Origin of the sequence: Micromonospora pallida (assembly GCF_900090325.1) — a bacterium.
GTDB lineage: Bacteria > Actinomycetota > Actinomycetes > Mycobacteriales > Micromonosporaceae > Micromonospora > Micromonospora pallida.
The window spans coordinates 4,305,189-4,328,706 of sequence record NZ_FMHW01000002.1 but is presented as its reverse complement, the minus strand read 5'-3'; the positions used below and the strand labels follow the sequence as shown (position 1 = coordinate 4,328,706).

General features: G+C 73.0%; 21 protein-coding genes and 2 pseudogenes. 18 read left to right on the top strand and 5 right to left on the bottom strand.

Annotated features, from left to right (window positions below):
- The first annotated feature begins 55 nt into the window (after positions 1 to 55).
- Together map and GA0074692_RS17695 are read left to right on the top strand one after the other, a co-directional pair.
- On the top strand, positions 56 to 913 hold the full coding sequence (gene map / locus GA0074692_RS17700) for a type I methionyl aminopeptidase (RefSeq protein ID WP_091646050.1): 858 nt from the start codon (positions 56 to 58) through the stop codon (positions 911 to 913).
- A complete protein-coding gene (locus GA0074692_RS17695) occupies positions 910 to 1,626 on the top strand; it encodes a VIT1/CCC1 transporter family protein (RefSeq protein ID WP_091646047.1) in 717 nt (238 codons plus the stop codon). Before map ends, GA0074692_RS17695 begins: the two co-directional genes overlap by 4 nt.
- A 55-nt stretch (positions 1,627 to 1,681) precedes the next feature.
- Here GA0074692_RS17695 and GA0074692_RS17690 read toward each other — a convergent pair whose 3' ends face one another.
- The 3 genes from GA0074692_RS17690 to GA0074692_RS17680 all read right to left on the bottom strand — a co-directional run bounded on the left by GA0074692_RS17690 (position 1,682) and on the right by GA0074692_RS17680 (position 3,254).
- Entirely contained in the window at positions 1,682 to 2,182 is a 501-nt protein-coding gene (locus GA0074692_RS17690) for a nitroreductase/quinone reductase family protein (protein WP_091646045.1), read from the bottom strand.
- 140 nt (positions 2,183 to 2,322) lie between these two features.
- Positions 2,323 to 2,751, bottom strand: a complete 429-nt coding sequence (locus GA0074692_RS17685) for a ferritin-like domain-containing protein (protein ID WP_091646044.1) — start codon at positions 2,749 to 2,751, stop codon at positions 2,323 to 2,325.
- Entirely contained in the window at positions 2,748 to 3,254 is a 507-nt protein-coding gene (locus tag GA0074692_RS17680; RefSeq protein ID WP_425413339.1) for a hypothetical protein, read from the bottom strand. Before GA0074692_RS17680 ends, GA0074692_RS17685 begins: the two co-directional genes overlap by 4 nt.
- Positions 3,255 to 3,429: 175 nt before the next feature.
- Here GA0074692_RS17680 and rimP point away from each other — a divergent pair, with 175 nt between their 5' ends.
- The 10 genes and pseudogenes from rimP to GA0074692_RS17630 all read left to right on the top strand — a co-directional run bounded on the left by rimP (position 3,430) and on the right by GA0074692_RS17630 (position 13,176).
- Complete coding sequence (gene rimP / locus GA0074692_RS17675) at positions 3,430 to 4,092, top strand: ribosome maturation factor RimP (RefSeq protein WP_091646041.1); 663 nt, start codon at positions 3,430 to 3,432, stop codon at positions 4,090 to 4,092.
- Complete coding sequence (gene nusA, locus GA0074692_RS17670; protein ID WP_091646038.1) at positions 4,089 to 5,132, top strand: transcription termination factor NusA; 1,044 nt, start codon at positions 4,089 to 4,091, stop codon at positions 5,130 to 5,132. Before rimP ends, nusA begins: the two co-directional genes overlap by 4 nt.
- A 15-nt stretch (positions 5,133 to 5,147) precedes the next feature.
- Positions 5,148 to 5,481: pseudogene (locus tag GA0074692_RS17665) on the top strand (YlxR family protein).
- 93 nt (positions 5,482 to 5,574) lie between these two features.
- Complete coding sequence (infB, locus tag GA0074692_RS17660) at positions 5,575 to 8,577, top strand: translation initiation factor IF-2 (protein WP_091646032.1); 3,003 nt, start codon at positions 5,575 to 5,577, stop codon at positions 8,575 to 8,577.
- Positions 8,578 to 8,666: 89 nt separating this feature from the next.
- Positions 8,667 to 8,960: a DUF503 domain-containing protein gene (locus GA0074692_RS17655; RefSeq protein ID WP_091646030.1), complete on the top strand. Its 294-nt coding sequence runs from the start codon at positions 8,667 to 8,669 to the stop codon at positions 8,958 to 8,960.
- A 147-nt stretch (positions 8,961 to 9,107) separates the two neighbouring features.
- Entirely contained in the window at positions 9,108 to 9,587 is a 480-nt protein-coding gene (gene rbfA / locus GA0074692_RS17650; RefSeq protein WP_091653656.1) for a 30S ribosome-binding factor RbfA, read from the top strand.
- Entirely contained in the window at positions 9,584 to 10,666 is a 1,083-nt protein-coding gene (locus GA0074692_RS17645) for a DHH family phosphoesterase (protein WP_245730349.1), read from the top strand. Before rbfA ends, GA0074692_RS17645 begins: the two co-directional genes overlap by 4 nt.
- A gap of 54 nt (positions 10,667 to 10,720) precedes the next feature.
- A complete protein-coding gene (locus tag GA0074692_RS17640; protein WP_091646028.1) occupies positions 10,721 to 11,128 on the top strand; it encodes a hypothetical protein in 408 nt (135 codons plus the stop codon).
- Positions 11,128 to 11,337: a DUF6186 family protein gene (locus GA0074692_RS17635; protein ID WP_176738712.1), complete on the top strand. Its 210-nt coding sequence runs from the start codon at positions 11,128 to 11,130 to the stop codon at positions 11,335 to 11,337. Before GA0074692_RS17640 ends, GA0074692_RS17635 begins: the two co-directional genes overlap by 1 nt.
- Positions 11,338 to 11,853: 516 nt before the next feature.
- Positions 11,854 to 13,176 (top strand): MATE family efflux transporter, encoded by a 1,323-nt coding sequence (locus tag GA0074692_RS17630; protein ID WP_091646024.1) that lies wholly within the window; start codon positions 11,854 to 11,856, stop codon positions 13,174 to 13,176.
- A 24-nt stretch (positions 13,177 to 13,200) separates the two neighbouring features.
- On the opposite strand, the gene GA0074692_RS17625 is transcribed toward GA0074692_RS17630, so the two are convergent.
- A complete protein-coding gene (locus tag GA0074692_RS17625; protein WP_091653653.1) occupies positions 13,201 to 13,506 on the bottom strand; it encodes a hypothetical protein in 306 nt (101 codons plus the stop codon).
- 200 nt (positions 13,507 to 13,706) lie between these two features.
- Here GA0074692_RS17625 and truB point away from each other — a divergent pair, with 200 nt between their 5' ends.
- From truB to dapB, 6 genes and pseudogenes are all read left to right on the top strand, one after another.
- The gene (gene truB / locus GA0074692_RS17620; RefSeq protein ID WP_091653651.1) at positions 13,707 to 14,591 is read left to right on the top strand and encodes a tRNA pseudouridine(55) synthase TruB; all 885 of its coding nucleotides are present in this window, start codon (positions 13,707 to 13,709) and stop codon (positions 14,589 to 14,591) included.
- Positions 14,592 to 14,720: 129 nt separating this feature from the next.
- Positions 14,721 to 15,650 carry a bifunctional riboflavin kinase/FAD synthetase gene (locus GA0074692_RS17615; protein ID WP_091646022.1) on the top strand — a complete coding sequence of 310 codons (930 nt, stop codon included), beginning with the start codon at positions 14,721 to 14,723 and terminating at the stop codon, positions 15,648 to 15,650.
- A gap of 216 nt (positions 15,651 to 15,866) precedes the next feature.
- A pseudogene (gene rpsO / locus GA0074692_RS17610) lies at positions 15,867 to 16,135 on the top strand (30S ribosomal protein S15).
- A 225-nt stretch (positions 16,136 to 16,360) separates the two neighbouring features.
- Entirely contained in the window at positions 16,361 to 18,733 is a 2,373-nt protein-coding gene (locus GA0074692_RS17605) for a polyribonucleotide nucleotidyltransferase (RefSeq protein WP_091646020.1), read from the top strand.
- 262 nt (positions 18,734 to 18,995) lie between these two features.
- Positions 18,996 to 20,294, top strand: a complete 1,299-nt coding sequence (locus GA0074692_RS17600) for a M16 family metallopeptidase (protein WP_091653648.1) — start codon at positions 18,996 to 18,998, stop codon at positions 20,292 to 20,294.
- Positions 20,295 to 20,371: 77 nt separating this feature from the next.
- Positions 20,372 to 21,136 (top strand): 4-hydroxy-tetrahydrodipicolinate reductase, encoded by a 765-nt coding sequence (gene dapB / locus GA0074692_RS17595; RefSeq protein ID WP_091646017.1) that lies wholly within the window; start codon positions 20,372 to 20,374, stop codon positions 21,134 to 21,136.
- 130 nt (positions 21,137 to 21,266) lie between these two features.
- Here dapB and GA0074692_RS17590 read toward each other — a convergent pair whose 3' ends face one another.
- On the bottom strand, positions 21,267 to 23,384 hold the full coding sequence (locus GA0074692_RS17590; protein WP_091646015.1) for an amylo-alpha-1,6-glucosidase: 2,118 nt from the start codon (positions 23,382 to 23,384) through the stop codon (positions 21,267 to 21,269).
- Positions 23,385 to 23,518: the final 134 nt, after the last annotated feature.

The following is a 23,518-nucleotide window of genomic DNA, read 5'->3' as shown; positions in this document are numbered from 1 at the left end:
TCGTCGGGTCCGCCCGCCGCGTGTCCGTCCGCCGGGGCGGCGATAGGCTTGCCGGATGACCGTCCGTGCGCCGTTGACCCCAGGCACGCTCTCTCCGTGGCGACCGGTGCCGTCGCACATCCGTCGCCCCGAGTACGTGGGCAAGAAGGCTCCCCAGGAGTGGCGCGGCTCGCACGTGCAGACCCCGGAGACCGTCGAGCGGATGCGCGTCGCCGGTCGGATCGCCGCCCAGGCGCTGCAACTCGCCGGTGAGCACTGCAAGCCCGGCGTGACCACCGACGAGATCGACCGGGTGGTGCACGAGTTCCTCGTCGACCAGGGCGCCTACCCGTCGACGTTGGGCTACCGGGGCTTCCCCAAGTCCTGCTGCACCAGCCTCAACGAGGTGATCTGCCACGGGATCCCGGACTCCACGGTGCTGCACGACGGGGACATCGTCAACGTCGACGTCACCGCGTACGTCGGCGGGGTGCACGGGGACACCAACGCCACCTTCTCCGTCGGCGAGGTCGGCGAGGAGGTCCGGCTGCTGGTCGAGCGGACCCACGAGGCGATGATGCGCGGCATCCGCGCGGTCGCCCCGGGCCGTCAGATCAACGTGATCGGCCGGGTCATCGAGTCGTACGCCAAGCGCTTCCACTACGGCGTGGTGCGCGACTTCACCGGCCACGGCATCGGCGAGGCCTTCCACAGTGGCCTGTACGTGCCGCACTACGACAGCCCGCGCCCCACCGACGTGATGGAGCCCGGGATGACCTTCACCATCGAGCCGATGATCACCCTCGGCACCTACCAGTACGACATGTGGGACGACGGCTGGACCGTGGTCACCAAGGACCGGAAGTGGACCGCCCAGTTCGAGCACACCGTGGTGGTCACCGAGACCGGCCACGAGATCCTGACCCTGCCGTGACCGACACCCCGGCAGCACTGCGGGAGGCGCACCACGCGGACGTCTCCGGTGGCTGGCTGCGTCCGGCCGTCTTCGGCGCGATGGACGGTCTGGTCACCAACATCGCCCTGATCGCGGGCGTGGGCGGCGGCGGCGTTTCGCCCCGTGCCGTCGTGCTCACCGGCACCGCCGGGCTGGTCGCCGGCGCGATCTCCATGGGCCTCGGCGAGTACACCAGCGTCCGGTCGGCCAACGAGCAGGTCGCCGCCGAGGTCGCCAAGGAACGGCGGGAGTTGCAGCGCCACCCCGACGCGGAGGCCCGGGAACTGGCCGAGGCGTGGGCGGCCCGCGGCCTCCCGTACGACCTGGCCCGGCAGGTGGCCGACGCGCTCCGCCACAACCCGGAGGAGGCGCTGCGGGTGCACGTCCGGGAGGAGTTGGGCGTGGACCCGGACGACCAGCCCAGCCCGTGGACGGCGGCGTTGTCGTCGTTCGTCTTCTTCTCGATCGGCGCGTTGGTCCCGCTCCTGACCTACCTGGTCGGCTTCACCAGCCTGTGGTTGGCCCTCGCGGCGGGCGGTGCCGGCCTCTTCGTCGCCGGGGCGGTCGTCGCCCGCTTCACCAACCGACCCTGGTGGACCAGCGGACTGCGGCAACTCGTCCTTGGCGCGCTGGCGGCCGGCGCGACGTACCTGATCGGGACGCTGATCGGCGTCCAGGGCGGACTCGGCTGACATTCGGCGGCGGGCGTGTCCCACCGGTCGGGCGTGTGCCGTCCAGCCCCGGTGTCTAGGCGGCCGGGGCGGTTCCGCCGGTCGACGGCACACCCGTCGGGACGAGCCGGAAGACCCGGATCTCCCGGTCGCCGGCCCGCCGCGCGTACGTGTGGTAGGCCGGCCACTCGGCCACCAGGAGCCGCCAGAGCCGCTCCCGTTCCGCGCCGGTGGCCAACTCGGCCCGTACCGGTGTCCGGTGTCCGTTGCGGAGCGCCTCGGCGGCCGGCTCGGCGAGCAGGTTCAACACCCAGGAGGGCTGTCGGGGCTGCCCCCAGTTCGACCCGACCACCACGTACGCGTCCCCGTCCGGCACGTACAGCAGGGGGTTGCTGCGCGGCTTGCCGGAGCGGCGGCCGGTGGTGGTGAGCACCAGGGAGGGGATCAGCCCGAGGGCGACCACGCGGCCCCGGGTGAGCCGCCCGACCAGCCGGTCGGCGGGGGCCAGCAGGCGACCAGCAGCGGCGAACCAGCGCTGGTGCCCGAGACGACGGGCGAGGGCTCCCAGTACGGACACGCCTCCCAGTCTGCCGGCCGCCGCCCGCCGTGTCAGCAGGGGCGACCGGGAGAGCCGGGTCGACTGGGCACGGCGGGTCGACTGGGCACGGCGGGTCGACTGGGGCCGTCGGGGGAGGACGAACGGCCGGAAGAGTCGGGTCAGGCGGGACGGCCGGGGAAAGGCACGGTCGACGGGTTCACCCCGGCGGTGCGCCGCCAGCGGGTCGCCCGTAGGGCGCAGTCGGTCAGCGCCGCCAGGGCCTGGGTGCGTTCCGCGCCGGTGGTGGCCGCCAGCGCCGCCCGCCAGTATGCCGCGGTGCGCTCCTCCACCTCCACCGCCAGCCGCAGCGCGCTCTCCCGGTCGGTCACCGGGTACGGCAGGGCGTACCCGGCCCGGTCGGCCGGGACCGTGCCGCTGCCGGTGCTCAGCCGCAACACCAGGTCGTCACGGCGACGCCGGTGCGCGGCCTCGGCCTCCCGGGCGGCCCGACGCGCGGCGTCGGCGAGCTGTACCCCGATCGGCCCGTACGCGAAGATCGCCGCGTACTCGGCGGTCAGCGCCGCGCCGAGCGCCTCCTCGGCGGTCACCGCAGCACCTCCGCGTGCGTGGCGCGGGCCGCAGCGATCGAGCCGACCAGGGCGGCCCGGTCGGCCGGGGCCTGGGCGCAGAACGTCGCCGCCTCCGCGCGGGCGCGCTCCTCGGCCGCGCGCAACTCGGCGACGACGGTGTCGGCGTCCCCGCTGGGAGCGGCGGTCGACGCGGACGGGCTGGGCGAGGGGAGTGCCACCCCGAGTGCCGCGGCCAGCTCGGCGGCGTGCGCCCGGTGGGTATCGGCGATCGGGGTGAGCCGGTCGGCGAGCGTCGGGTCGGCGCCGATCGCGGCCCGGTACCGGGCCTCCAGAGCGAGCGCGCCGTCGACCAGGGGCTGGAGTGGGTCGGGGGGTGGCGGGGAATCCTCCCGGTCGAGGAGTCCGCAGCCGGCCACCGACGCGGTGGCTCCGCCGAGGGCCAGGAGTGCCCCGGTACGCAGTACCTTCCGCCGGGAATGTCCGGCGGCCCCGTTGCGCTGTGTTGCTCTGCCGATCGCCACCGGACAAGTCAACACCATCCGCGACCGTTCGCGGGCAACGACGTCGGTGCGCCGCCCGGCCGGTCTGACCGACGGCGCGTTACGCTCTGCGCAGCCACCGGTGGCGAACAACCCGGTGGCGTGCCGCCGTGGCTGCCCGACGCCGGTGCGGTCGATGCTGAGAGGGGTACGCCAGATGACGCAGCGTGGCCGGGCCACCAGGTCGACGGGGAGACCCCGTCCCACCGGTGCCCCGGGCGGGGATCTCGCCGCCCGCCGGTCCCGGCTGCGGGCCGTGATCGAGCCGGTGGTCGTGGCCGCCGGGTACGACCTGGAGGACCTTTCCGTCTCGCGGGCCGGCCGCCGGCACGTGGTGCGGGTGATCGTCGACGGTGACCAGGGCATCAACCTGGACGCCGTCGCGGACGTCTCCCGGGCGGTCTCGACGGCACTGGACGCTGCCGAGGAATCCGGCGGCGACATCGTCGCCGGGGAGTACCAGCTCGAGGTGAGTTCCCCGGGCGTGGACCGCCCGCTCACCCTGCCCCGGCACTGGCGTCGTAACGTCGGCCGCCTGGTGCGGGTGACGGCCCGGGTCACCGTGCCGGAACAGCGCCCCGGGCAGCCGGGGGACCGCCAGGTCACCGGCCGGGTGGTCGGCGCGGACGACGAGCGGGTGGTGCTCGACGTGGACGGCGAGCAGGCGACATGGACCTACGCCGAACTCGGCCCGGGTCGGGTTCAGGTCGAGTTCAGCCGACTCGACGAGATCGACGAAGCGGACGAGTTCGACGCCACCGACGAGGCCGGCGAAGCCGGCGACGACGACGATGATGATGTGGAGGACGAGGAGAGGTGAACATCGACCTCGCGGCGCTGCGCGCGTTGGAGCGCGAGCGGGAGATCCCGTTCGACACGATCCTCGCGGCGATCGAGACCGCGCTGCTGACCGCGTACCGGCACACCGAGGGTGCCCAGCCGCACGCCCGGGTGGAGATCGACCGCAAGAACGGACAGGCCCTGGTCTACGCCCAGGAGTTGGACCCCGACGGCACCGTGGTCCGGGAGGTCGACGACACCCCGCACGACTTCGGCCGGATCGCCGCGATGACCGCCAAGCAGGTGATCCTCCAGCGACTACGGGAGGCCACCGACGAGGTGCACTTCGGCGAGTACGTCGGGCGCGACGGCGACCTGGTCACCGGCGTGGTGCAGGCGCACGAGGCCCGCGCCGAGAAGGGCATCGTCAGCGTCGACCTGGGCAAGCTGGAGGGCGTGCTGCCCCAGTCCGAGCAGGTACCCGGCGAGCGGTACACGCACGGCGAGCGGATCCGCTGCGTGGTGGTGCACGTGGCCAAGGGCATGCGCGGCCCGCAGATCACTCTCTCCCGGTCCCACCCGGCCCTGGTGAAGAAGCTCTTTGCCCTGGAGGTGCCGGAGATCGCCGACGGCACCGTGGAGATCAGCGCCATCGCACGTGAGGCAGGTCACCGTACGAAGATCGCGGTGCGTTCCACCGTGCCCGGCGTGAACGCCAAGGGCGCCTGCATCGGCCCGATGGGGCAGCGGGTCCGCGCGGTCATGAGCGAACTGCACGGTGAGAAGATCGACATCATCGACTGGTCGGATGACCCGGCGGCCTTTGTCGGTAACGCGCTGTCGCCGGCCAAGGCGCTCCGGGTCGAGGTGGTCGACCTGGCCACCCGGACGGCCCGGGTCACCGTGCCCGACTTCCAGCTTTCGCTGGCGATCGGGCGGGAGGGGCAGAATGCCCGGCTTGCCGCCCGATTGACTGGTTGGCGAATCGACATCCGGTCCGATGCCGAACAATCCGCCCCGGCGGGGCGACGCGGTGCTGATCACGTCCCGGAGCCGGGCGGAGCGATCTCGAGCAGCTAGGGGTAGACTTTCTCAGTGGTACGACGCACGCAGCCGGAGCGCACCTGTGTGGGCTGCCGGAGACGGGCGCCGGCCAGCGAACTCCTGCGGATCGTCGCGATCGGCGACGAGGCTGGACACAGCCTCCGACCCGATCCGTCCCGCAGGCTGCCGGGTCGGGGAGCGAACCTGCACCCGGATCCGGCCTGCTTCGCGCTGGCGGTACGACGCCGCGCCTTCGGGCGAGCGTTGCGTATCACCGGAGTTCCCGATCACGGCGAACTGGCGAAGTATGTCGACGCGCCAAGCTCCACGTCCGGTCACGCCCGACCGGACGAGAGTCGCTAGCAAGGTAGGACGACCGACATGAGCACACGATGAAGTCCCTGAAATGACCAGGCTTCAAGTGCAGGAGTGAGGTCGCTGCGGGTGCTGCCCGCACGACCTCGGAGTGAGGAGTGCAGTGGCAGGTAAGGCCCGCGTACACGAGCTGGCAAAGGAGCTCGGGGTCGAGAGTAAGACAGTTCTCGCCAAATTGAAGGAAATGGGCGAGTTCGTGAAGTCCGCGTCCAGCACCGTCGAGGCGCCCGTCGCCCGGCGACTGCGGGGCGCATTCGTCGCGTCGGCCGAGACCTCGGCGCCGTCCGCTCCGGCGGCGGCCACCCCGAGTCCGGCCCCCCGACCCACCCCGACCCCGCCGCCGGTCCCCGGCGAACCCCGGATCTCGGCCAAGCCGATGCCGCCCCGGCGGCCGGCGGTGCCCGGTCCGAAGCCGAAGGGACCGGTCCCCGGCCCGCCGCCCCCGGCGACCCCGGTCGCCAAGCCGGCGAGCGCCCACGACATCGAGGTGGCCGCCGCCGAGGCGCGCGCCGCCCAGCTGAAGGCTGACCAGGAGGCTGCGGTCAAGGCCGCGCAGGCCGCCCGGCAGCAGCAGCGTGACAACGTCCGTCGGGAGCCCCCGACGGACGGCACCACCCGTCCCGGCCCTCGGCCGGGTCCGGGTGCGATCCCGCCCCGCCCGGGTTCGCCGGCCGCCGGTCGTACCGGCGCCCCGGCCCCGGGTCGTCCCGGCCCCGGCGGTCGTCCGCCGGCCCGTGGCGCGGGCAACAACCCGTTCGGTATTCAGGGCGGCGGCCAGCCGCGTCCGCCGGCGTCCAGCGCCGGTGGGCCCCGGCCCAGCCCGGCCTCGATGCCGCCGCGGCCGAGTCCGGCCTCCATGCCGCCCCGGCCCAGCCCGAACTCCATGCCGAGCCAGCGTCCCGGTCGTCCGGGTGGCCCGGGTGCGGGTCGTCCCGGCGGCGGCGCAGGCCGTCCCGGCGGTGGCGGCGGTGGCGGTGGCTTCCGTGGCGGTCCCGGTGGCGGCGGTGGCGGTGGCTTCCGTGGCGGTCCCGGCGGTGGCGGCGGCGGTGGCGGTGGCTTCCGTGGCGGTCCCGGCGGTGGCGCCGGTGCTGGCGCTGGTGCCGGCGGTGGGTTCCGGCCCGGTGGGCCGGCCGGTGGTGGCGGTCGTCCCGGTGGTGGCGGTCGCGGCCGTGGCGGCGGTGCCGCGGGTGCCTTCGGGCGTCCGGGTGGCCGGCCGACGCGTGGTCGCAAGTCCAAGAAGCAGCGCAGACAGGAGTTCGACAACCTGTCGGCCCCGACCATGAGCTCGGGCGCGCCCCGGGGTCAGGGTCAGGTCGTCCGGCTCTCCCGTGGCGCCTCGCTGTCGGACTTCGCCGACAAGATCAACGCCAACCCGGGTTCGCTGGTCCAGGAGATGTTCAACCTGGGCGAGATGGTCACCGCGACCCAGTCCTGCTCCGACGACACCCTGCTGCTGCTGGGTGAGCACCTGGGCTTCGACGTCCAGATCGTCAGCCCGGAGGACGAGGACCGCGAGCTGCTCGCGCAGTTCAACATCGACCTCGACGCCGAGGTCGCGGAGGACCGCCTGGTCAGCCGTGCGCCGGTGGTGACCGTCATGGGTCACGTCGACCACGGTAAGACCAAGCTGCTCGACGCGATCCGTAAGGCGAACGTCGTGGCCGGCGAGGCGGGTGGCATCACCCAGCACATCGGTGCCTACCAGGTCCACGTCCCGCACGAGGGCGAGGACCGGGCGGTGACCTTCATCGACACCCCGGGTCACGAGGCGTTCACCGCCATGCGTGCCCGTGGTGCCCAGGTCACCGACATCGTGGTGCTGGTGGTCGCGGCCGACGACGGCGTGATGCCGCAGACGATCGAGGCGCTCAACCACGCCAAGGCGGCGGACGTGCCGATCGTGGTCGCGGTCAACAAGGTCGACAAGCCGGAGGCCAACCCGGACAAGGTGCGCCAGCAGCTCACCGAGTACGGCCTGGTCGCCGAGGAGTACGGCGGCGACACGATGTTCGTCAACGTGGCGGCCAAGCCCGGCATCGGCATCGACGACCTGCTCGAAGCCGTCCTGCTGACCGCCGACGCGTCGCTGACGCTGACCGCTCCGATCGACGGGCCGGCGCAGGGTGTGGCGATCGAGGCGCACCTGGACAAGGGCCGTGGTGCGGTAGCGACGGTGCTGGTGCAGAAGGGCACCCTGCGGGCGGGCGACTCGATCGTCGCCGGTGGGGCGCACGGCCGGGTCCGGGCGATGCTCGACGAGAACGGCAACCAGGTCGCCGAGGCCGGTCCGGCCCGTCCGGTCCTGGTGCTCGGTCTGACCGCGGTGCCGGGTGCGGGTGACACCTTCCTGGCCGCCGAGGACGACCGCACCGTTCGGCAGATCGCCGAGCAGCGGCAGGCACGGCGGCGGGCGGCGTCCTTCGCCAACTCCCGTGGCCGGGCCACCCTCGAGACGCTCATGGAGCAGCTCAAGGAGGGCGAGAAGACCTCGCTCAACCTGGTGCTCAAGGGCGACGTCTCCGGTTCCGTGGAGGCCCTCGAGGACGCGCTGTTCAACCTCGACATCCCGGAGGAGGTCCAGCTTCGGATCATCCACCGGGGCGTGGGCGCGATCACCGAGAGCGACGTCATGCTCGCGAGCGCCTCGTCCGAGGCGGTCACGATCATCGGCTTCAACGTGCGGGCCGCCAACAAGGTCCGTGAGATCGCCGACCGCGAGGGCGTGGAGATCCGGTACTACACCGTCATCTACCAGGCCATCGAGGAGATCGAGGCGGCGCTCAAGGGCCTGCTCAAGCCGGAGTACGAGGAGGTCGAGCTGGGCACCGCGGAGATCCGCGACGTGTTCCGTTCGTCCAAGGTCGGCAACATCTCCGGTTGTATCGTCCGGTCCGGCATCATGCGCCGGAACGCCAAGGCGCGGTTGCTGCGCGACGGTGCGGTCGTGGCGGACAACCTCACGATCAGCTCGCTCAAGCGGTTCAAGGACGACGCGACCGAGGTGCGCGAGGGCTTCGAGTGTGGTCTGACCCTGGGTGGTTACAACAACGTCCAGGTCGGCGACGTCATCGAGACCTTCGAGATGCGGGAGAAGGCGCGTAGCTGACGCCCGGTGACACCTGATCAAGGGGTTTACGCCCGAGCGGCGTAAACCCCTTGATCATGGGGGCCGGTGGACCGGTATCGTCCGAGGCGATGTTCACCGGAACCGCAGTCTTCGACCTGCTGCTGCCGGGTGATTCCCGGTCGCTCAAGGGCAAACGATCATACGTACGGCCGATCGTGGCGGCGCTGCGCCGCTTCGAGGTGTCGGCCGCCGAGGTGGGAGCGCTCGACCTGCACGGTCGGGCCGAGATAGCCGTGGCCGTGGTGGCCGCGGAGGCGGAACACGTCCGCGAGGTGCTCGACTCCTGTGAGCGTCTGGTGGCGGGCCGCCCGGAGGTGGAACTGCTGTCGGTCCGTCGACGCCTCTACGGCGCGGACGACTGACGACGGACGCCGGCGGCCGGGCCGCCGGTGCTCCGGCGTGACCCGTAGGGTCGCGCGGGTAGTGTTCGTGTTGTTGGTCGGTCCGGCCCCGGTGGCACCCGTGTCGCCGGTCCGGACCGGGACGACGATGCCGTGGAGGTGGCGGAGATGACGGATTCGGCCAAGGTGCGCCGGCATGCCGAACGGGTGCGTGAACTGGTCGCGTCGGTGGTACGGAGCCAGATCAAGGATCCCCGCCTCGGCATGATCACCATCACCGACGCCCGGATCACCGCCGACCTGCGCGACGCCACGGTCTTCTACACCGTGCTCGGGGACGCCGCCGAGCAGGCCGGCACCGCCGCCGCGCTGGAGAGCGCCAAGGGCATGCTGCGCAGCACCGTCGGCAAGGCGCTCGGGCTGCGGCACTCGCCGACCCTGACCTTCGTCCTGGACAACGTCCAGGACCACGTCAAGCACATCGACGACCTGCTGGCCCAGGCCCGCAGCGCCGACGCCGAGGTGCAGCGGATCGCCGCCAGGGCGGAGTACGCCGGGGAGGCCCAGCCGTACCGGGTCGACGAGGACACCGACGTCGAGGACGAGGAGTCCGACGACGTCCCGTCGGTTGGCGGGGAACGGCGGTGACCGACGACCCGAGCGGGTCGACCGGCGGGTTGCTCGTCGAGGATTCGGCGGTCCGGTCCGGGCCGTCCGAGGCCGACTGGGCCGCCGCCGTGGACGCCCTGCGGCGGCTCGCCCCCGACGCCCGGGTGCTGCTGATCTGCCACATCAATCCGGACGGGGACGCGCTGGGCAGCATGCTCGGCTTCGGGCTGGGGCTGCGCCGCCTCGGGCTGCGCGGGGTGCAGGCGACCTTCCCGGGGCCGCCGGAGGTGCCCGAGCCGTTCCGCGACCTACCCGGTCTCGACCTGCTGGTGCCGGCCGCCGAGGCGTACCCCGACCCGGACCTGGTCCTCTGCTTCGACGCGGCCAGCGAGTCCCGACTGGGTGACCTGGTCGACCGGCTGGCGGTGGCGGCTCCGGCGGTGGTCCTCGACCACCACGCCTCGAACACCGGGTTCGGTGACGTCCACCTGGTCGACCCCGGGGCCGCGGCGACCTCGGTGGTGGCCGACGAACTGCTGTCCCGCCTCGACGTGCCGCTCGACGCGGCGATCGCCGAGTGCCTGTATGTGGCCCTGGCCACCGACACCGGCTCGTTCCGCTTCGACGCCACCACCCCGGAGGTGCACCGGATGGCGGCCCGGCTGCTCGCCACCGGCATCCGGCCGGGGGAGATCTCCCGCCGGATCTTCGACACCCGGCCCTTCGGCGCGGTCCGTCTCTACGGTGACGTGCTCGGCCGGACCCGCCTGGAACCAGCGGCGGCCGGTGGTCACGGCTTCGTCTGGACCTGCGCCACCCTGACCGACCTGGCCCGCCACGACCAGCAGCCGTACGTGCTGGAGCCGTTGATCGACTCGGTGCGGTGCACCGCCGAGGCGGACGTGAGTTGCGTGCTCAAGCAGATCGCCGAGGACGGGTGGGCGGTCTCCCTGCGCAGCAAGGGCGCGGTGGACGTCAGCCGGGTCGCGGTGGCCCTGGGCGGGGGCGGGCACCGCTTCGCGGCCGGGTTCACCGGACGGGGCACGGCGGAGGACGTGGTGGCCCGGATTCGGTCCGAACTGGACCCGGCGGTGCTCCGGGCGGTGGACCGGGGCTGATCGCGGGGAGTGTCGACCTTTCCGCGCTCGGTGACGGAGGGAGACAATCGCGGTATGGAGCAGCCCCACGAGATCGTCGCCGAGGCGCCCCGGGTCTGGGACCGTCCGGCGGTCGTCGTCCCCGTACTGGCCTGCCTGTCCCTGGTCGGCGGCCAGTTGCCCTCCTTCTCGACGTCGGCGAACCTCTACACCATCGGCACCGGCGGGGTGTTGGTCTGGCTCGGGCTGAGCCACCGGGTGCCGCGCCGCCCCGCGCCGGAGCGGCTGCGTCGCGGCGCGCTCTGGTGGGTGCTGCCGGTGGCGCTCTTCGGGGTCTTCGAGGGGGCCACCTTCGTCATGGCGGCCGGCGACGAGTTCCCCACCTTCTCCCGACTGGCCGATCCTCTGCTGGAGGACTCGTTGGTCCGAACGGCCGCCTGGTTCGGCTGGCTGGCGGCGTTCTGGGGGCTGGTGCGGCGATGATGCGGACCCTCGCCATCGGCGGCTTCCTGGTGTCGCTGGTGCTGTTCGCCGTCGTGGAGTGGGCGGCCCGCCGGGAGGGCTCGCGGGTGCCGTCACTCGGGGCCGTCTGCGCGTACGTGATGCAGTACGAGGTCGGCTCGGTGCCGGTGGGGCGGATCGGCCTGGTCGGCTTCTGGTGGTGGCTCGGCTGGCACTTCTTCGCCCGCTGACCCATGTCCACGTGTTGAGAAGCACGGGCAACATGTGGAACTTAACGATAACTTGGGTGACGGGTCGGCGCTGTGCTGCTGGCGTCGCTCACCGTGGCGGAGTCCCACCCGACACCGCCTCCCGCAGGGTCGAACCGACCCGGGTCGACGCTGCCCGGGCCAGCTGAGCCGGTCACCCCCGGACGCTGGCGGGGGCGTGCAGCAGGAACGCCCGAGTGTGCCGCGCCCTGCGCGCGTGCCCCCTGAGAGGGAGTCGCCATGCCGACCAAGCCCCAGCCCGAAACCACCGACGAGGCTCGCGAGCAGGCCCGTCGCGCCCTGCAGACCTCCATGGACACCCGTCAGTGACCCGCTTCCGCCGGCCGTCGCTCACGTGATCGTGGGGTAGGCCGGCGGCGGCGTCCTCCCGGTCGGAAGACCCCTGATCGCGTAGGCGGGCCGGCGGGTTCGGACCGGCGTTTGGTAAGGGGCGGACCCGGGTTGTAAGGGTTACGGCGGACGTGCCAGGATCAGGCTGTGTCTGCCGCCGCCGTTTCCGGTGTGCCGGTGGCGTCGGCGCGGCGGATCGCCGGGCTGGCCCTGCCGGCGCTGGTCGTCCTCGCCGCCGAACCCCTGTACGTCCTCGTCGACACGGCCGTGGTCGGCCACCTCGGCCGGGTGCCACTGGCCGCCGTCGCCGTCGGCGGGACGGTGCTCACCCTGATCGCCTGGCTGGGTGGTGTCCTGGCGTACGGCACCACCGGCCGGTCGGCCCGCCGCTTCGGCGCCGGCGACCGGGCCGCCGCGGTGGCCGAGGGCGTCCAGTCGTCCTGGCTCGCCCTCACCGCCGGGCTGGCCGTCGCACTCGGCATGCAACTCGTCGCCGGCCCGCTGGCCCGTACCCTGGCCGGCTCGTCCGGTGAGGTGGCCGACGCGGCCGCCCAGTGGCTGCGGATCGCGGCCCTCGGCGCGCCCGGGCTGCTGCTGGCCGCGGCGGGCAACGGTTGGCTGCGCGGCATCCAGGACACCCGTCGCCCGCTCTGGTACGTGCTCGGCCCCAACCTGCTCTCCGCAGTGCTCTGCCCGTTGCTGGTCTATCCGGTCGGGATGGGCCTGGTCGGCTCGGCGGTGGCCAACGTGGTCGCGCAGACCCTCTGCGGTGCCCTGTTCGTCGCGGCGCTGGTCGGCGAGCGGGTGTCGCTGCGACCCCGGCCTCAGGTCATCCGCCACCAGTTGGCGGTCAGCCGGGACCTGTTGATCCGGGGCGTCGCCTTCCAGGCCAGCTTCCTCTCCGCGACGGCCGTCGCCGCGCGGTTCGGCGCCGCCGCGGTCGGTGCCCACCAGATCGTCGTACAGCTCTGGTTCTTCACGGTGCTGCTGCTCGACGCCCTCGCCATCGCCGCCCAGGCGCTGGTCGGCGCGGCGCTCGGCGCCGGTGACGACGACGGTGCCCGCGCGCTGGCCCGCCGGATCGGCCTGCTCGGCGGGGCCTGCGGGCTGGCGTTCGCCCTGCTCATCGCCGTCGGCGCCAACCTGGTGCCCACCCTGTTCAGCTCCGATCTCCAAGTACGCGAACAGGCGGCGGCGATCTGGCCGTGGTTCGTGGTGATCCAGCCGCTCGGCGGCGTGGTGTTCGCCCTCGACGGGGTGCTGATCGGCGCCGGCGACGTCCGTTACCTGCGTAACGTCGCGGTAGCCGCCGGCTTCGGCGGGTTCCTCCCGGCGATCTGGCTCACCTACGCCTTCGATCTGGGTCTCGGCGGGATCTGGGCGGGCCTCACCCTCTTCGTGGTGATCCGCCTGGTCGCGCTCTCGCTCCGGCTGCGCTCCGGGCGCTGGGCGGTGACCGGCGTCCACTGAACGCCCGGGGGCGAGGGCCTGGCGTCAGGCCATCGAGAACAGGCCCCACGCGATGAGCACCAGGGCCAGGGCGACCGCCCACGAGGCGAAGAACGCCACGATCTTCACGGCGTTCGGGAAGCGCTGGTACAGCCGCTGCCGCTCCCGCCACGCCCACCAGGCCCGGCGGATCCTGGGCGCCCCTGGGATCCGCAGCAGCCCGCCGGCGACCCGGTCACCGAGGGTGGTCCGCGGTGGTGGCGGATTGCGCATCCAGTCGGGCAGCAGCGACGGCTGGCCGGGCTGTCGCGCCCGAGGCAGGTCGGTGTTCCTATCCTGGGTGGTGGGCATCGGGATCTCCCTCATGAGCGGCCGATCCGCACCCGTCGACGGACCGGGGCCCTGATGATGACACCACCTTTTGTTTCCCGCCGTCCTATTTCCGATTGCTCTGTTGACGCGTACGGGCATTCTTCGGGTGGCCCGGCGACCTTCTCCGACGGGTGGTCCGGCGGGGAGCGGGCCCGGGCGGTCTGGCAGGCTTGGCCGACGTGAACGCAGACGGTCTGATCGTGGTCGACAAACCCGCCGGCATGACGTCGCACGACGTGGTGGCACGGATCCGGCGACTGGCCCGCACCCGTCGGGTGGGGCACGGCGGGACGCTCGACCCGATGGCCACCGGCGTGCTGATCGTCGGGGTCGGTCGGGCCACCCGGCTGCTCACGTACGTGATCGGCGCGGAGAAGAGCTACACCGCCACCATCCGGCTGGGGCAGACCACGGTCACCGACGACGCCGAGGGCGAGGTCACCGCCGCCACCTCCGCGACCGGGGTGACCGACGAGGCGGTCCACGCCGCCCTGGCCGCCCTGACCGGCGAGATCGACCAGGTGCCGAGCGCGGTCAGCGCCATCAAGATCGACGGCCAGCGGGCCTACAAACGGGTCCGGGACGGCGAGACCGTGGCGCTGGCCGCGCGCCGGGTCACCGTCTCCCGGCTGGTCGTCCTCGCCATCCGCCGGGACACGCCGGACCTGGTCGACGTGGACATCGACGTGACCTGTTCCTCCGGTACGTACATCCGGGCCATCGCCCGGGACGCCGGCGGCGCGCTGGGCGTCGGCGGGCATCTCACCGCGCTGCGTCGGACGGCGGTGGGCGGGTTCGCCCTCACCGAGGCAGCCACCCTGCCGGAGCTGGAGGAACGGGCCCCCGGGGTGGTCTCCCTCCCGCTCGCGGCGGCGGCCGAGCGGTTCTTCCCCCGCCGGGACGCCAGCCCCGACGAGACCCGGACGCTCTCCCACGGCGGCCCGCTGGCCCCGGCCGGCATCGCCGGCCCGTACGCGGTCTTCGACCCCGCCGGGGGACTGGTCGCTATCGTCAGCGAGCGGGAGGGCCGGGCCCGCGCGGAGATCGTGCTCGCCCCGGCCTGACAGGGAGAGACCGCGCCGGCAGGACCGATCGGCGGCCAGCCGTACGGGGCCCTACGGCGGACCGTACGGGCAGGATCGTTCGGCGGCCACCGCACCGGTCCGGGCCGGTGCGGCCAGAGGAGGAGAGAGATGCAGCGCTGGCGGGGGTACGAGGCGGTGCCCGGTGGCTGGGGACGGTCGGTGGTGACCATCGGCGTCTTCGACGGGGTGCACCGTGGGCACCAGGCGATCATCGGCCACGCCGTGGCCCGGGCGCGGGAACTGGGCGTCAAGTCGGTGGTGGTGACCTTCGACCCGCACCCGGCGGAGGTGGTCCGCCCGGGTTCGCACCCGGCGGTGCTCACCGAGCCGGCCCGCAAGGCCGAGCTGGTCGAGGCGCTCGGGGCGGACGTGCTCTGCGTGGTGCCCTTCACGCCCGAGTTCTCCCGGCTGCCCGCCGAGGCGTTCGTGCATGACATCCTGGTCGAGAACCTGCACGCCGCGCTGGTGGTGGTCGGCGAGAACTTCCGCTTCGGGCACCGGGCCGCCGGTGACGTGGCGCTGCTGGAACGACTCGGCCGGACCTTCGGCTTCTCCGTCGAGGGTGCCCCCCTGGTCGCCTCGGACGGCACGGTCTTCTCCTCGACGTACATCCGGTCCTGCGTCGACGCCGGGGACGTCACGGCCGCCGCAGCGGCGCTCGGCCGCCCGCACCGGCTCGAGGGGGTGGTGGTCCGGGGCGACCAGCGCGGCCGGGAACTGGGCTTCCCCACCGCCAACCTGCTCTGCCACCGGTACGCGGCGGTGCCCGCCGACGGCATCTACGCCGCCCGGCTGACCTGGCGGGGGCGGCCGGAGCCGCTCGCGGCGGCGGTTTCCATCGGCACCAACCCCACCTTCTCCGGGCGGGAACGCCGGGTCGAGGCGTACGCGCTGGACTTCACCGGGGACCTCTACGGGGAGCGGCTCGCCCTGGACTTCGTGGCGCGCCTGCGCGAACAGCGCCGGTACGACTCGATCGAGCCGCTCCTGGCGCAGATGCGCGAGGACGTCGCCCGGACCCGGACGGCGCTGGGTTGAGCGCCCCGGGCGAGCCCGGGTTTGAGCGCCCCGGGCGCGCCCGGCAGCCCTTCGACGGGCGGGTGTCCGGAATGCTGGTAGTCTGGCGGGGACGTCGTTCAACGACGTGGGGCCTCGCGCGCCTGCTCGACGCCGCGGGTGCGAGGTTCGCCTCCGTTTCCGGTCCCCGACGGGACGGGCGGAGCCTGACGAACAACCCATCGAAACAGGGAGAAAATGGCGCTCGACCAGGAAGCCAAGGCCAAGATCCGCGCGGAGTACGCGACCGCCGAGGGGGACACCGGTTCCCCGAGGTGCAGGTCGCGGTGCTCACCAAGCGGATCGCCGAGCTCACCGAGCACCTGAAGGTGCACAAGCACGACCACCACAGCCGTCGTGGGCTGCTGTTGCTGGTCGGCCGTCGCCGTCGGCTGCTCAACTACGTCCAGAAGAAGGACATCAACCGCTACCGGTCGCTCATCGAGCGGCTCGGCCTGCGCCGGTGACGTGAACGGGGGAGTGGCCCACGGCCGCTCCCCCGATCGGCGTCCCCACACCACAACCCAGGGCCGCGCGACCACCCGAGACGGGAGCCGGTCAGCGTACCGGTCTCCGGTAGTGGCCCCCGGGACCCCCGGCATCCGCCGGCCCCGGGCGCTTCGATCGAAGACCGGCCGTCTGAGCAGCTTCCGCGCGTCGTGGGCCCCCGACGTGAGGAGCAAGACATACCCATGACCGAGAACCGACTCGGCACCGAATCCCGTACCGCCGTGATCGACAACGGGTCCTTCGGCACCCGTGAGATCACCTTCTCCACCGGCCGGCTCGCCCGGCAGGCCGCCGGTTCCGTCATCGCCCAGCTCGGCGAGACGGTCGTCCTCTCCGCCACCACGGCCGGCAAGCAGCCGAAGGAGCAGTTCGACTTCTTCCCGCTGACCGTCGACGTGGAGGAGCGGATGTACGCGGCGGGCCGGATCCCCGGCTCGTTCTTCCGCCGCGAGGGCCGCCCCAGCGAGGACGCGGTCCTCACCTGCCGGCTGATCGACCGGCCGCTGCGCCCGTCGTTCGTCAAGGGCCTGCGCAACGAGGTCCAGGTCGTCGAGACCATCCTCGCGCTCGACCCGCAGCACCCGTACGACGTGGTGGCGATCAACGCCGCCTCGATGTCGACCAAGCTCTCCGGCCTGCCGTTCTCCGGCCCGATCGGGGCGACCCGGATGGCGCACGTCGACGGTCAGTGGATCGCCTTCCCGACCCGCGACGAGCTGGCCCGGGCCACCTTCGACATGGTGGTCGCCGGTCGGGCGCTGGCCGACGGCGACGTGGCGATCATGATGGTCGAGGCCGAGGCGACCGAGCACACCGTGGCGCTGGTCGCGGGCGGTGCGCCCGCCCCGACCGAGGAGGTCGTCGCCAGCGGCCTGGAGGCGTCCAAGCCGGCCATCCGTGAGCTGTGCCGGGCGCAGGGCGAGCTGGCCGAGGTGGCCGCCAAGCCGGTCGCCGAGTTCCCGGTCTTCCTGGACTACCAGGAGGACGTCTTCGGCGCGGTGGCCGACCTGGTCCGCGCCGAGGTCGCCGAGGCCCTCAAGATCGCCGGCAAGGCCGACCGCGAGGAGGCCCTGGACCGGGTCAAGGCCAAGGTCGTCGAGGAGCTCGGCCCGCGCTTCGAGGGCCGGGAGAAGGAGCTCAGCGCCGCGTTCCGGTCGCTGAGCAAGTCCGAGGTGCGCAACCGGGTGCTCCGCGAGCAGGTCCGCATGGACGGCCGGGGCCCGCGCGACATCCGTCCGCTGACCGCCGAGGTCGGGGTGCTGCCCCGGGTGCACGGCTCGGCGCTGTTCGAGCGGGGCGAGACGCAGATCCTCGGCGTCACCACGCTGAACATGCTGCGCATGGAGCAGATGCTGGACACCCTCGCTCCCGAGACCCGCAAGCGCTACATGCACAACTACAACTTCCCGCCGTACTCCACCGGTGAGACCGGTCGGGTCGGCTCGCCGAAGCGTCGGGAGATCGGCCACGGCGCGCTCGCCGAGCGGGCGCTGATCCCGGTGCTGCCGTCGCGCGAGGAGTTCCCGTACGCGATCCGGCAGGTCTCCGAGGCGCTCGGCTCGAACGGCTCGACCTCGATGGGGTCGGTCTGCGCCTCCACCCTGGGCCTGCTCTCGGCTGGTGTGCCGCTGAAGGCCCCGGTCGCCGGCATCGCGATGGGCCTGATCTCCGACGAGGTCGACGGCAAGACCGAGTACGTCACGCTCACCGACATCCTCGGGGCCGAGGACGCCTTCGGTGACATGGACTTCAAGGTCGCCGGCACCCGGGACTTCGTCACCGCCCTGCAGCTCGACACCAAGCTCGACGGCATCCCGTCGGACGTGCTGGCCGCCGCGCTCCAGCAGGCGCACGAGGCCCGGCAGACCATCCTCGACGTGATGCAGGCGGCGATCGAGGCCCCGGCCACGATGTCGGAGTACGCGCCGCGGGTCACCACCGTCAAGATCCCGGTCGACAAGATCGGCATGGTGATCGGCCCGAAGGGCCAGACCATCAACGCCATCCAGGACGAGACCGGCGCCGAGATCTCCATCGAGGACGACGGCACCATCTACGTCGGTGCGACCAACGGCCCGTCGGCCGAGGCCGCGGTGGAGCGGATCAACGCGATCGCCAACCCGACCCTGCCGAAGGCGGGGGAGCGGTTCCTCGGCACAGTGGTCAAGACCGCCGCGTTCGGCGCCTTCATCTCGCTGCTGCCCGGCCGGGACGGCCTGCTGCACATCTCCAAGGTGGGCGACGGCAAGCGGGTCGAGAAGGTCGAGGACTTCCTCAACGTCGGCGACAAGGTCGAGGTGGAGATCGCGGACATCGACGCCCGCGGCAAGATCTACCTGGACAAGGTCCGTCCGGAGGGCGCCGAGGCGCCGGCCGAGGCCGAGGGCGGCGAGCGGCCGGCCGGCGGCCGGGACCGGGGTGACCGGGGTCCGCGCGGCGACCGGGGCGAGCGTCCGAGCCGGGGCGAGGGCGGCGAGGGCGGCGAGCGCCCGCGTCGGAGTGAGGGGGGCGAGGGCGGCGAGTCGCGTCCGCGTCGCCGGACCCGGCACAGCTGACCCGTACCGTCCGACCACGCACGACGGCACGACCGATCCGTCGACCAGCCCGGCTCACCGAGCCGGGCTGGTCCCGTCGGAGTCCCCAGCGGGCACCCGTACCCGGAGCCGGGCGGGTGACCATCCTTTCGTCCACGCTAGGAGTCAGGTACCTGTGAGTCGGGCCGTCCACGCACCGTTCGTCACCGGACCGTGGGGCGCGGGACACCGCGCCCGCGCCGCCGGAGCCGCCCAGCCCGGCCGGTCGACGTCGGCTCGGGCGGTGACCCGGACACTGAGCGACGACCCGCTGGGCGGCACGGTGCGCCGTACCGTGCTCCCCAGCGGGCTGCGGGTGCTCACCGAGGCGATCCCGGCGATGCGCAGCGTCTCGTTCGGCATCTGGGTGGCGGTCGGCTCGCGGGACGAGACCGGCCCACAGTCCGGCGCCGCGCACTTCCTGGAGCACCTGCTCTTCAAGGGCACCCACAAGCGGACCGCACTGGACATCTCCGCCGAGATCGAGGCGGTGGGTGGCGAGACGAACGCCTTCACCACCAAGGAGTACACCTGCTACTACGCCCGGGTGCTCGACCAGGACCTGCCGCTGGCCATCGACGTGATGTGCGACCTGGTCGCCGACTCGGTGCTGGAGCCGGCGGACGTCGAGACCGAGCGCGGCGTGATCCTCGAAGAGATCGCCATGCACGACGACGAGCCTGGCGACGAGGTGCACGACCTCTTCGCCGGGGCGGTCTACGGTGACCACCCGTTGGGCCGGCTGATCTCCGGCACCGAGGAGACGGTCACCCCGATGACCCGCCGGCAGATCCAGGGCTTCTACCGGAAGCGGTACGTCGCCCCGCAGATCGTGATCGCCGCCGCCGGCAACCTCGACCACGCGACCGTGGTGAAACTGGTCCGGCAGGCACTGCGCGACACGCCGCTGGACACCGCACCGGCGTCGCCGGCCCCGTGCCGGTCGAATCGGCCGGCGGTCCGGACGAAGCCGCCCACCACCGTGGTCGAGCCGAAGGAGACCGAACAGGCCCATGTGATCCTGGGCTGCCCCGGCATCGACCGGCTGGACGAGCGCCGCTTCGCGCTGGGCGTGCTCAACAACGTGCTCGGCGGAGGCATGTCCAGCCGGCTGTTCCAGGAGATCCGGGAGCAGCGCGGGCTGGCGTACTCGGTCTACTCCTACGCCAGCCAGTACGCCGACTCCGGGCTGTTCGCCATCTATGCCGGCTGCGCGCCCGGCAAGGTGGACGAGGTGCTGGAGCTGACCCGCGCCGAACTGCGTCGGGTGTCCACGGACGGGCTGACCGAGGCCGAGGTGGCCCGGGGCAAGGGGATGTCCAAGGGCTCGTTCGTGCTCGGCCTGGAGGACACCGGCTCCCGGATGAGCCGGCTGGCCAAGGGTGAGCTGCTCTACGGCGACCTGACACCGGTGGACGAGCTGCTGTCCCGGGTGGACGCGGTGACCGTGGACGACGTCAACTCCCTCGCCGCCGACCTGCTCGCCCGGCCCATGTCCCTGGCCGTGGTGGGCCCGTTCGGGGACCGCGACTTCGCCGGCTGAGCCGAACGTTTCCGCAGGGTGGACGGCTGTCCGTTCCGGCGGATGGGCCATGCCCGGCTTGGGATAGGTTGTGCCCCGTGACTGACGTGCAGGAGAAGCGACGCGACGAGCCGGTCCGGGTCGGCGTACTGGGCGCCCGGGGCCGGATGGGTGCCGAGGTGTGCAAGGCCGTCGCGGCGGCCGGCGACCTCGAACTGGTGGCGACGATCGACCAGGGGGACGGGCTCACCATCGCCTCCGCCGCCGACGTGGTCGTCGACTTCACCACCCCGGACGTGGTGATGGACAACCTGCGCTGGCTGATCGACCAGGGGATCAGCGCGGTGGTGGGCACCACCGGCTTCACCGAGCAGCGGCTGGAGCAGGTGCGCGGCTGGCTGGCCGACCGGCCCGGGGTGGGCGTGCTGATCGCGCCGAACTTCGGCATCGGCGCGGTGCTGATGATGCAGTTCGCCGCCCGGGCCGCCCGGCACTTCGAGTCGGTGGAGATCATCGAACAGCACCACCCGCGCAAGCTGGACGCGCCCAGCGGCACGGCCACGCACACCGCCCGGCTGATCGCGCAGGCCCGCGCCGACGCCGGCCTGGGGCCGTCACCCGATGCCACCGCCAGCGAGGTGCGGGGTGCGCGCGGCGCCGACATCGACGGGGTACGCGTCCACGCGGTCCGGGCCACCGGCCTGGTCGCGCACCAGGAGGTCCTCTTCGGCACCGCCGGGGAGACGCTCACCATCCGGCACGACTCCTACGACCGGGCCTCCTTCATGCCCGGCGTCCTGCTCGCCGTCCGTGAGGTCCGGCACCGGCCCGGCCTCACCATCGGCCTCGACCCGCTCCTCTGAACCCTGGGCGGACTGGCGCCGAGTGGCCCTTCCGGGGTTGGCCGCGAGTGACCCCTCCGGGTTTGGCCTCGAGTGGCCCTTCCGGGGTTGGCGGCGAGCGTGGCGTACACGCTCGCCGCCAACCTCCTGGTCAGCGGAACGGCAGGGCCTCGGTGTCCTTGCGCGGGGCGGGCACGGTGGGCAGGTGCCCCGGGGCCAGGCCGGCGGGGGCGTTGGTCAGGCTGACCTCGCCGTAGCTGGTGACGGCCACGTCGACGGGGGTGCCGGCGATCCGTAGACCGCTCACCGCGACGGCGCCCAGTTCGGGGCCGGCGAGCGGGCGCAGCGCCACCAGCCCGTTGGGAACGTCCGGGTAGAGACCGACCGCGGCCTGGACGAGGAGCACCGCGCTCGCCGCCGACCACGCCTGCGGGCGGCAGGCCGCCGGGTACGGCACCGGCCGGCCCAGCGCGTCCCGGTCGTCGCCGCCGAACAGCTCCGGCAGCCGGTAGTCGAACGCCTCGGCGGTGCGGAGCAGCCCCTCGGCGAGGGTCCGGGCGGCGTCGTGGAACCCGGCCCGGGCCAGCCCGCCGAGCACGATCGCGGTGTCGTGGGTCCAGACCGAGCCGCAGTGGTACGACAACGGACTGAACCCGCCGTCCTCCCGGGACATGGTGCGCAGCCCGAAGCCGCCGCTCATCTCCTCGGTGGCGAGCAGCTTCGCCACCTGGGCGGACTCGGCGTCGTCGAGCAGGCCGGTGCCGAGCAGGTGACCGATGTTGCTGGTCAGCGAGTCGACCGGGCGCTTGTCCCGGTCCAGGGCGAGGGCGGGCTGCGGGCCGTGCCGGCCGTCCACCCAGAAGGTGGCGCGGAACCGCTCGGCGAGCCGGTGCGCGTACTCCCGCCAGGCGTCCCCGCCGGGGCGGTCGAACGCGTCGAGCAGGGCCGCCCCGTTCATCGCCGCCTCGTATGCGTACCCCTGCACCTCGGCCAGCACGATCGGCGCCTGCGCGATCGTGCCGTCGGCGAAGCGCACCGAGTCGCCGGAGTCCTTCCAGCCCTGGTTGGCCAGGCCGTGGCCGGTGGTGTCGACGTACTCGATGAGCCCGTCGCCGTCGGCGTCGGCGTGCTCACCGAGCCAGCCCAGCGCGGCCTCCATGTGCGGCAGCAGCGGCTCGACCTGGTCGGCCGCGAGTCCCCAGCGCCAGGCGTCGTGCAGCAGGTTGACCCAGAGCATGGTGGCGTCGACCGTGCCGTAGTAGACCGGTGGCAGCGGCAGTTCGCCGGAGAGGGCGAAATCGTGCCGGCGCAGCTCGTGCAGGATCTTGCCGGGCGCCTCGCCGGTGGCCGGATCGACCCGGGTGCCCTGCCTGCGGGCGAGCACCCGCAGTGTGCTGGCGGCCAGCCCGGTGCCGAGGGGCAGCATCATCCGGGCCGCCCAGAGGCTGTCCCGGCCGAACAGGGTGAGGTACCAGGGCACGCCCGCGCCGAGGAAGACGTCCTCCGGGTGGGCGGGGTCGGCCAGGCGCAGCGCGCGTAGGTCGGCCAGGGAGCGGTCGAGCAGCCGGGCCAGGCGGCGATCGTCGGCGCGTACCTCGGGTCGACCCCAGTCGGGGCCGTCCGCCGGGGTCACCACGACGGCCCGGGGGTCGGTGACGGTCAGCCGCCAGCGCAGCACGGTGCTGCCGCCACCGGCGGGCAGGTCGACCGGCCAGGCGAGCCGGGGTGCGGTGGCACGCTCGTCGTCGACGTACGCGGTCGCGCCCTCGGCGTGCACCGTGACGGTGACCCCGCCGGCCGTCCAGCCGAATCCGCCGTCCGGTCCGGGGTGGGCCGGCAGGGCGGGCCGTCCGCCGCCGGACTTGACCACCTCGATCGGGGCCAGGTCGCAGCCGAGGTCGATGCTGACCGTGGCCCGGACCGGAACCGAGGCGGTGGAGACCACGTGCAGTTCCTCGGTCAGGCCGTCGGGGGTGACCCGGCGCAGCCGGTCGACGCGGACGGTGGGATCGGGTTGCGGGTCGCCGAGCCAGCGGGCGACGCCGACGAAGCGGGCGCCGTGCGGGCCGTCCGGGCCGGCGGCCAGCCCCTCCGGCTCCCGGTCGTCGACGCGCAGCTCGGCCCGGGAGAGCACCCGGGCGTCGGCGTGGAAGACGCCCTGCACGCCGACCGGTTGGATCTGCCCGGCCGCGTCGCCGAGGGCGCTGGTGGGGGCGAGGACGACGCCGACCAGCTCGTGCAGCAGGGGTTGCAGGTGCCGTTCGGTCACAGTGGAACTCCAGGTCGTCAGGGGGAACGCGGGTCTCTTGACAGATCGTTCCGGGGGGTGCAAGCTGCGAAACATTCTGGAAACTTGAACGATCCAATCCTGCCTTATTTCGATTGGATCGTTCAAGACGGCGA

Coding starts and splice junctions, on each gene's coding strand:
- GA0074692_RS17605 (WP_091646020.1), top strand. CDS start 16,361: ATGACCGAGAACCGACTCGGCACCGAATCCCGTACCGCCGTGATCGAC.
- GA0074692_RS17615 (WP_091646022.1), top strand. CDS start 14,721: ATGCAGCGCTGGCGGGGGTACGAGGCGGTGCCCGGTGGCTGGGGACGG.
- GA0074692_RS17640 (WP_091646028.1), top strand. CDS start 10,721: ATGGAGCAGCCCCACGAGATCGTCGCCGAGGCGCCCCGGGTCTGGGAC.
- rbfA (WP_091653656.1), top strand. CDS start 9,108: ATGACGGATTCGGCCAAGGTGCGCCGGCATGCCGAACGGGTGCGTGAA.
- map (WP_091646050.1), top strand. CDS start 56: ATGACCGTCCGTGCGCCGTTGACCCCAGGCACGCTCTCTCCGTGGCGA.
- GA0074692_RS17625 (WP_091653653.1), bottom strand. CDS start 13,506: ATGCCCACCACCCAGGATAGGAACACCGACCTGCCTCGGGCGCGACAG.
- GA0074692_RS17655 (WP_091646030.1), top strand. CDS start 8,667: ATGTTCACCGGAACCGCAGTCTTCGACCTGCTGCTGCCGGGTGATTCC.
- GA0074692_RS17635 (WP_176738712.1), top strand. CDS start 11,128: ATGCGGACCCTCGCCATCGGCGGCTTCCTGGTGTCGCTGGTGCTGTTC.
- rimP (WP_091646041.1), top strand. CDS start 3,430: ATGACGCAGCGTGGCCGGGCCACCAGGTCGACGGGGAGACCCCGTCCC.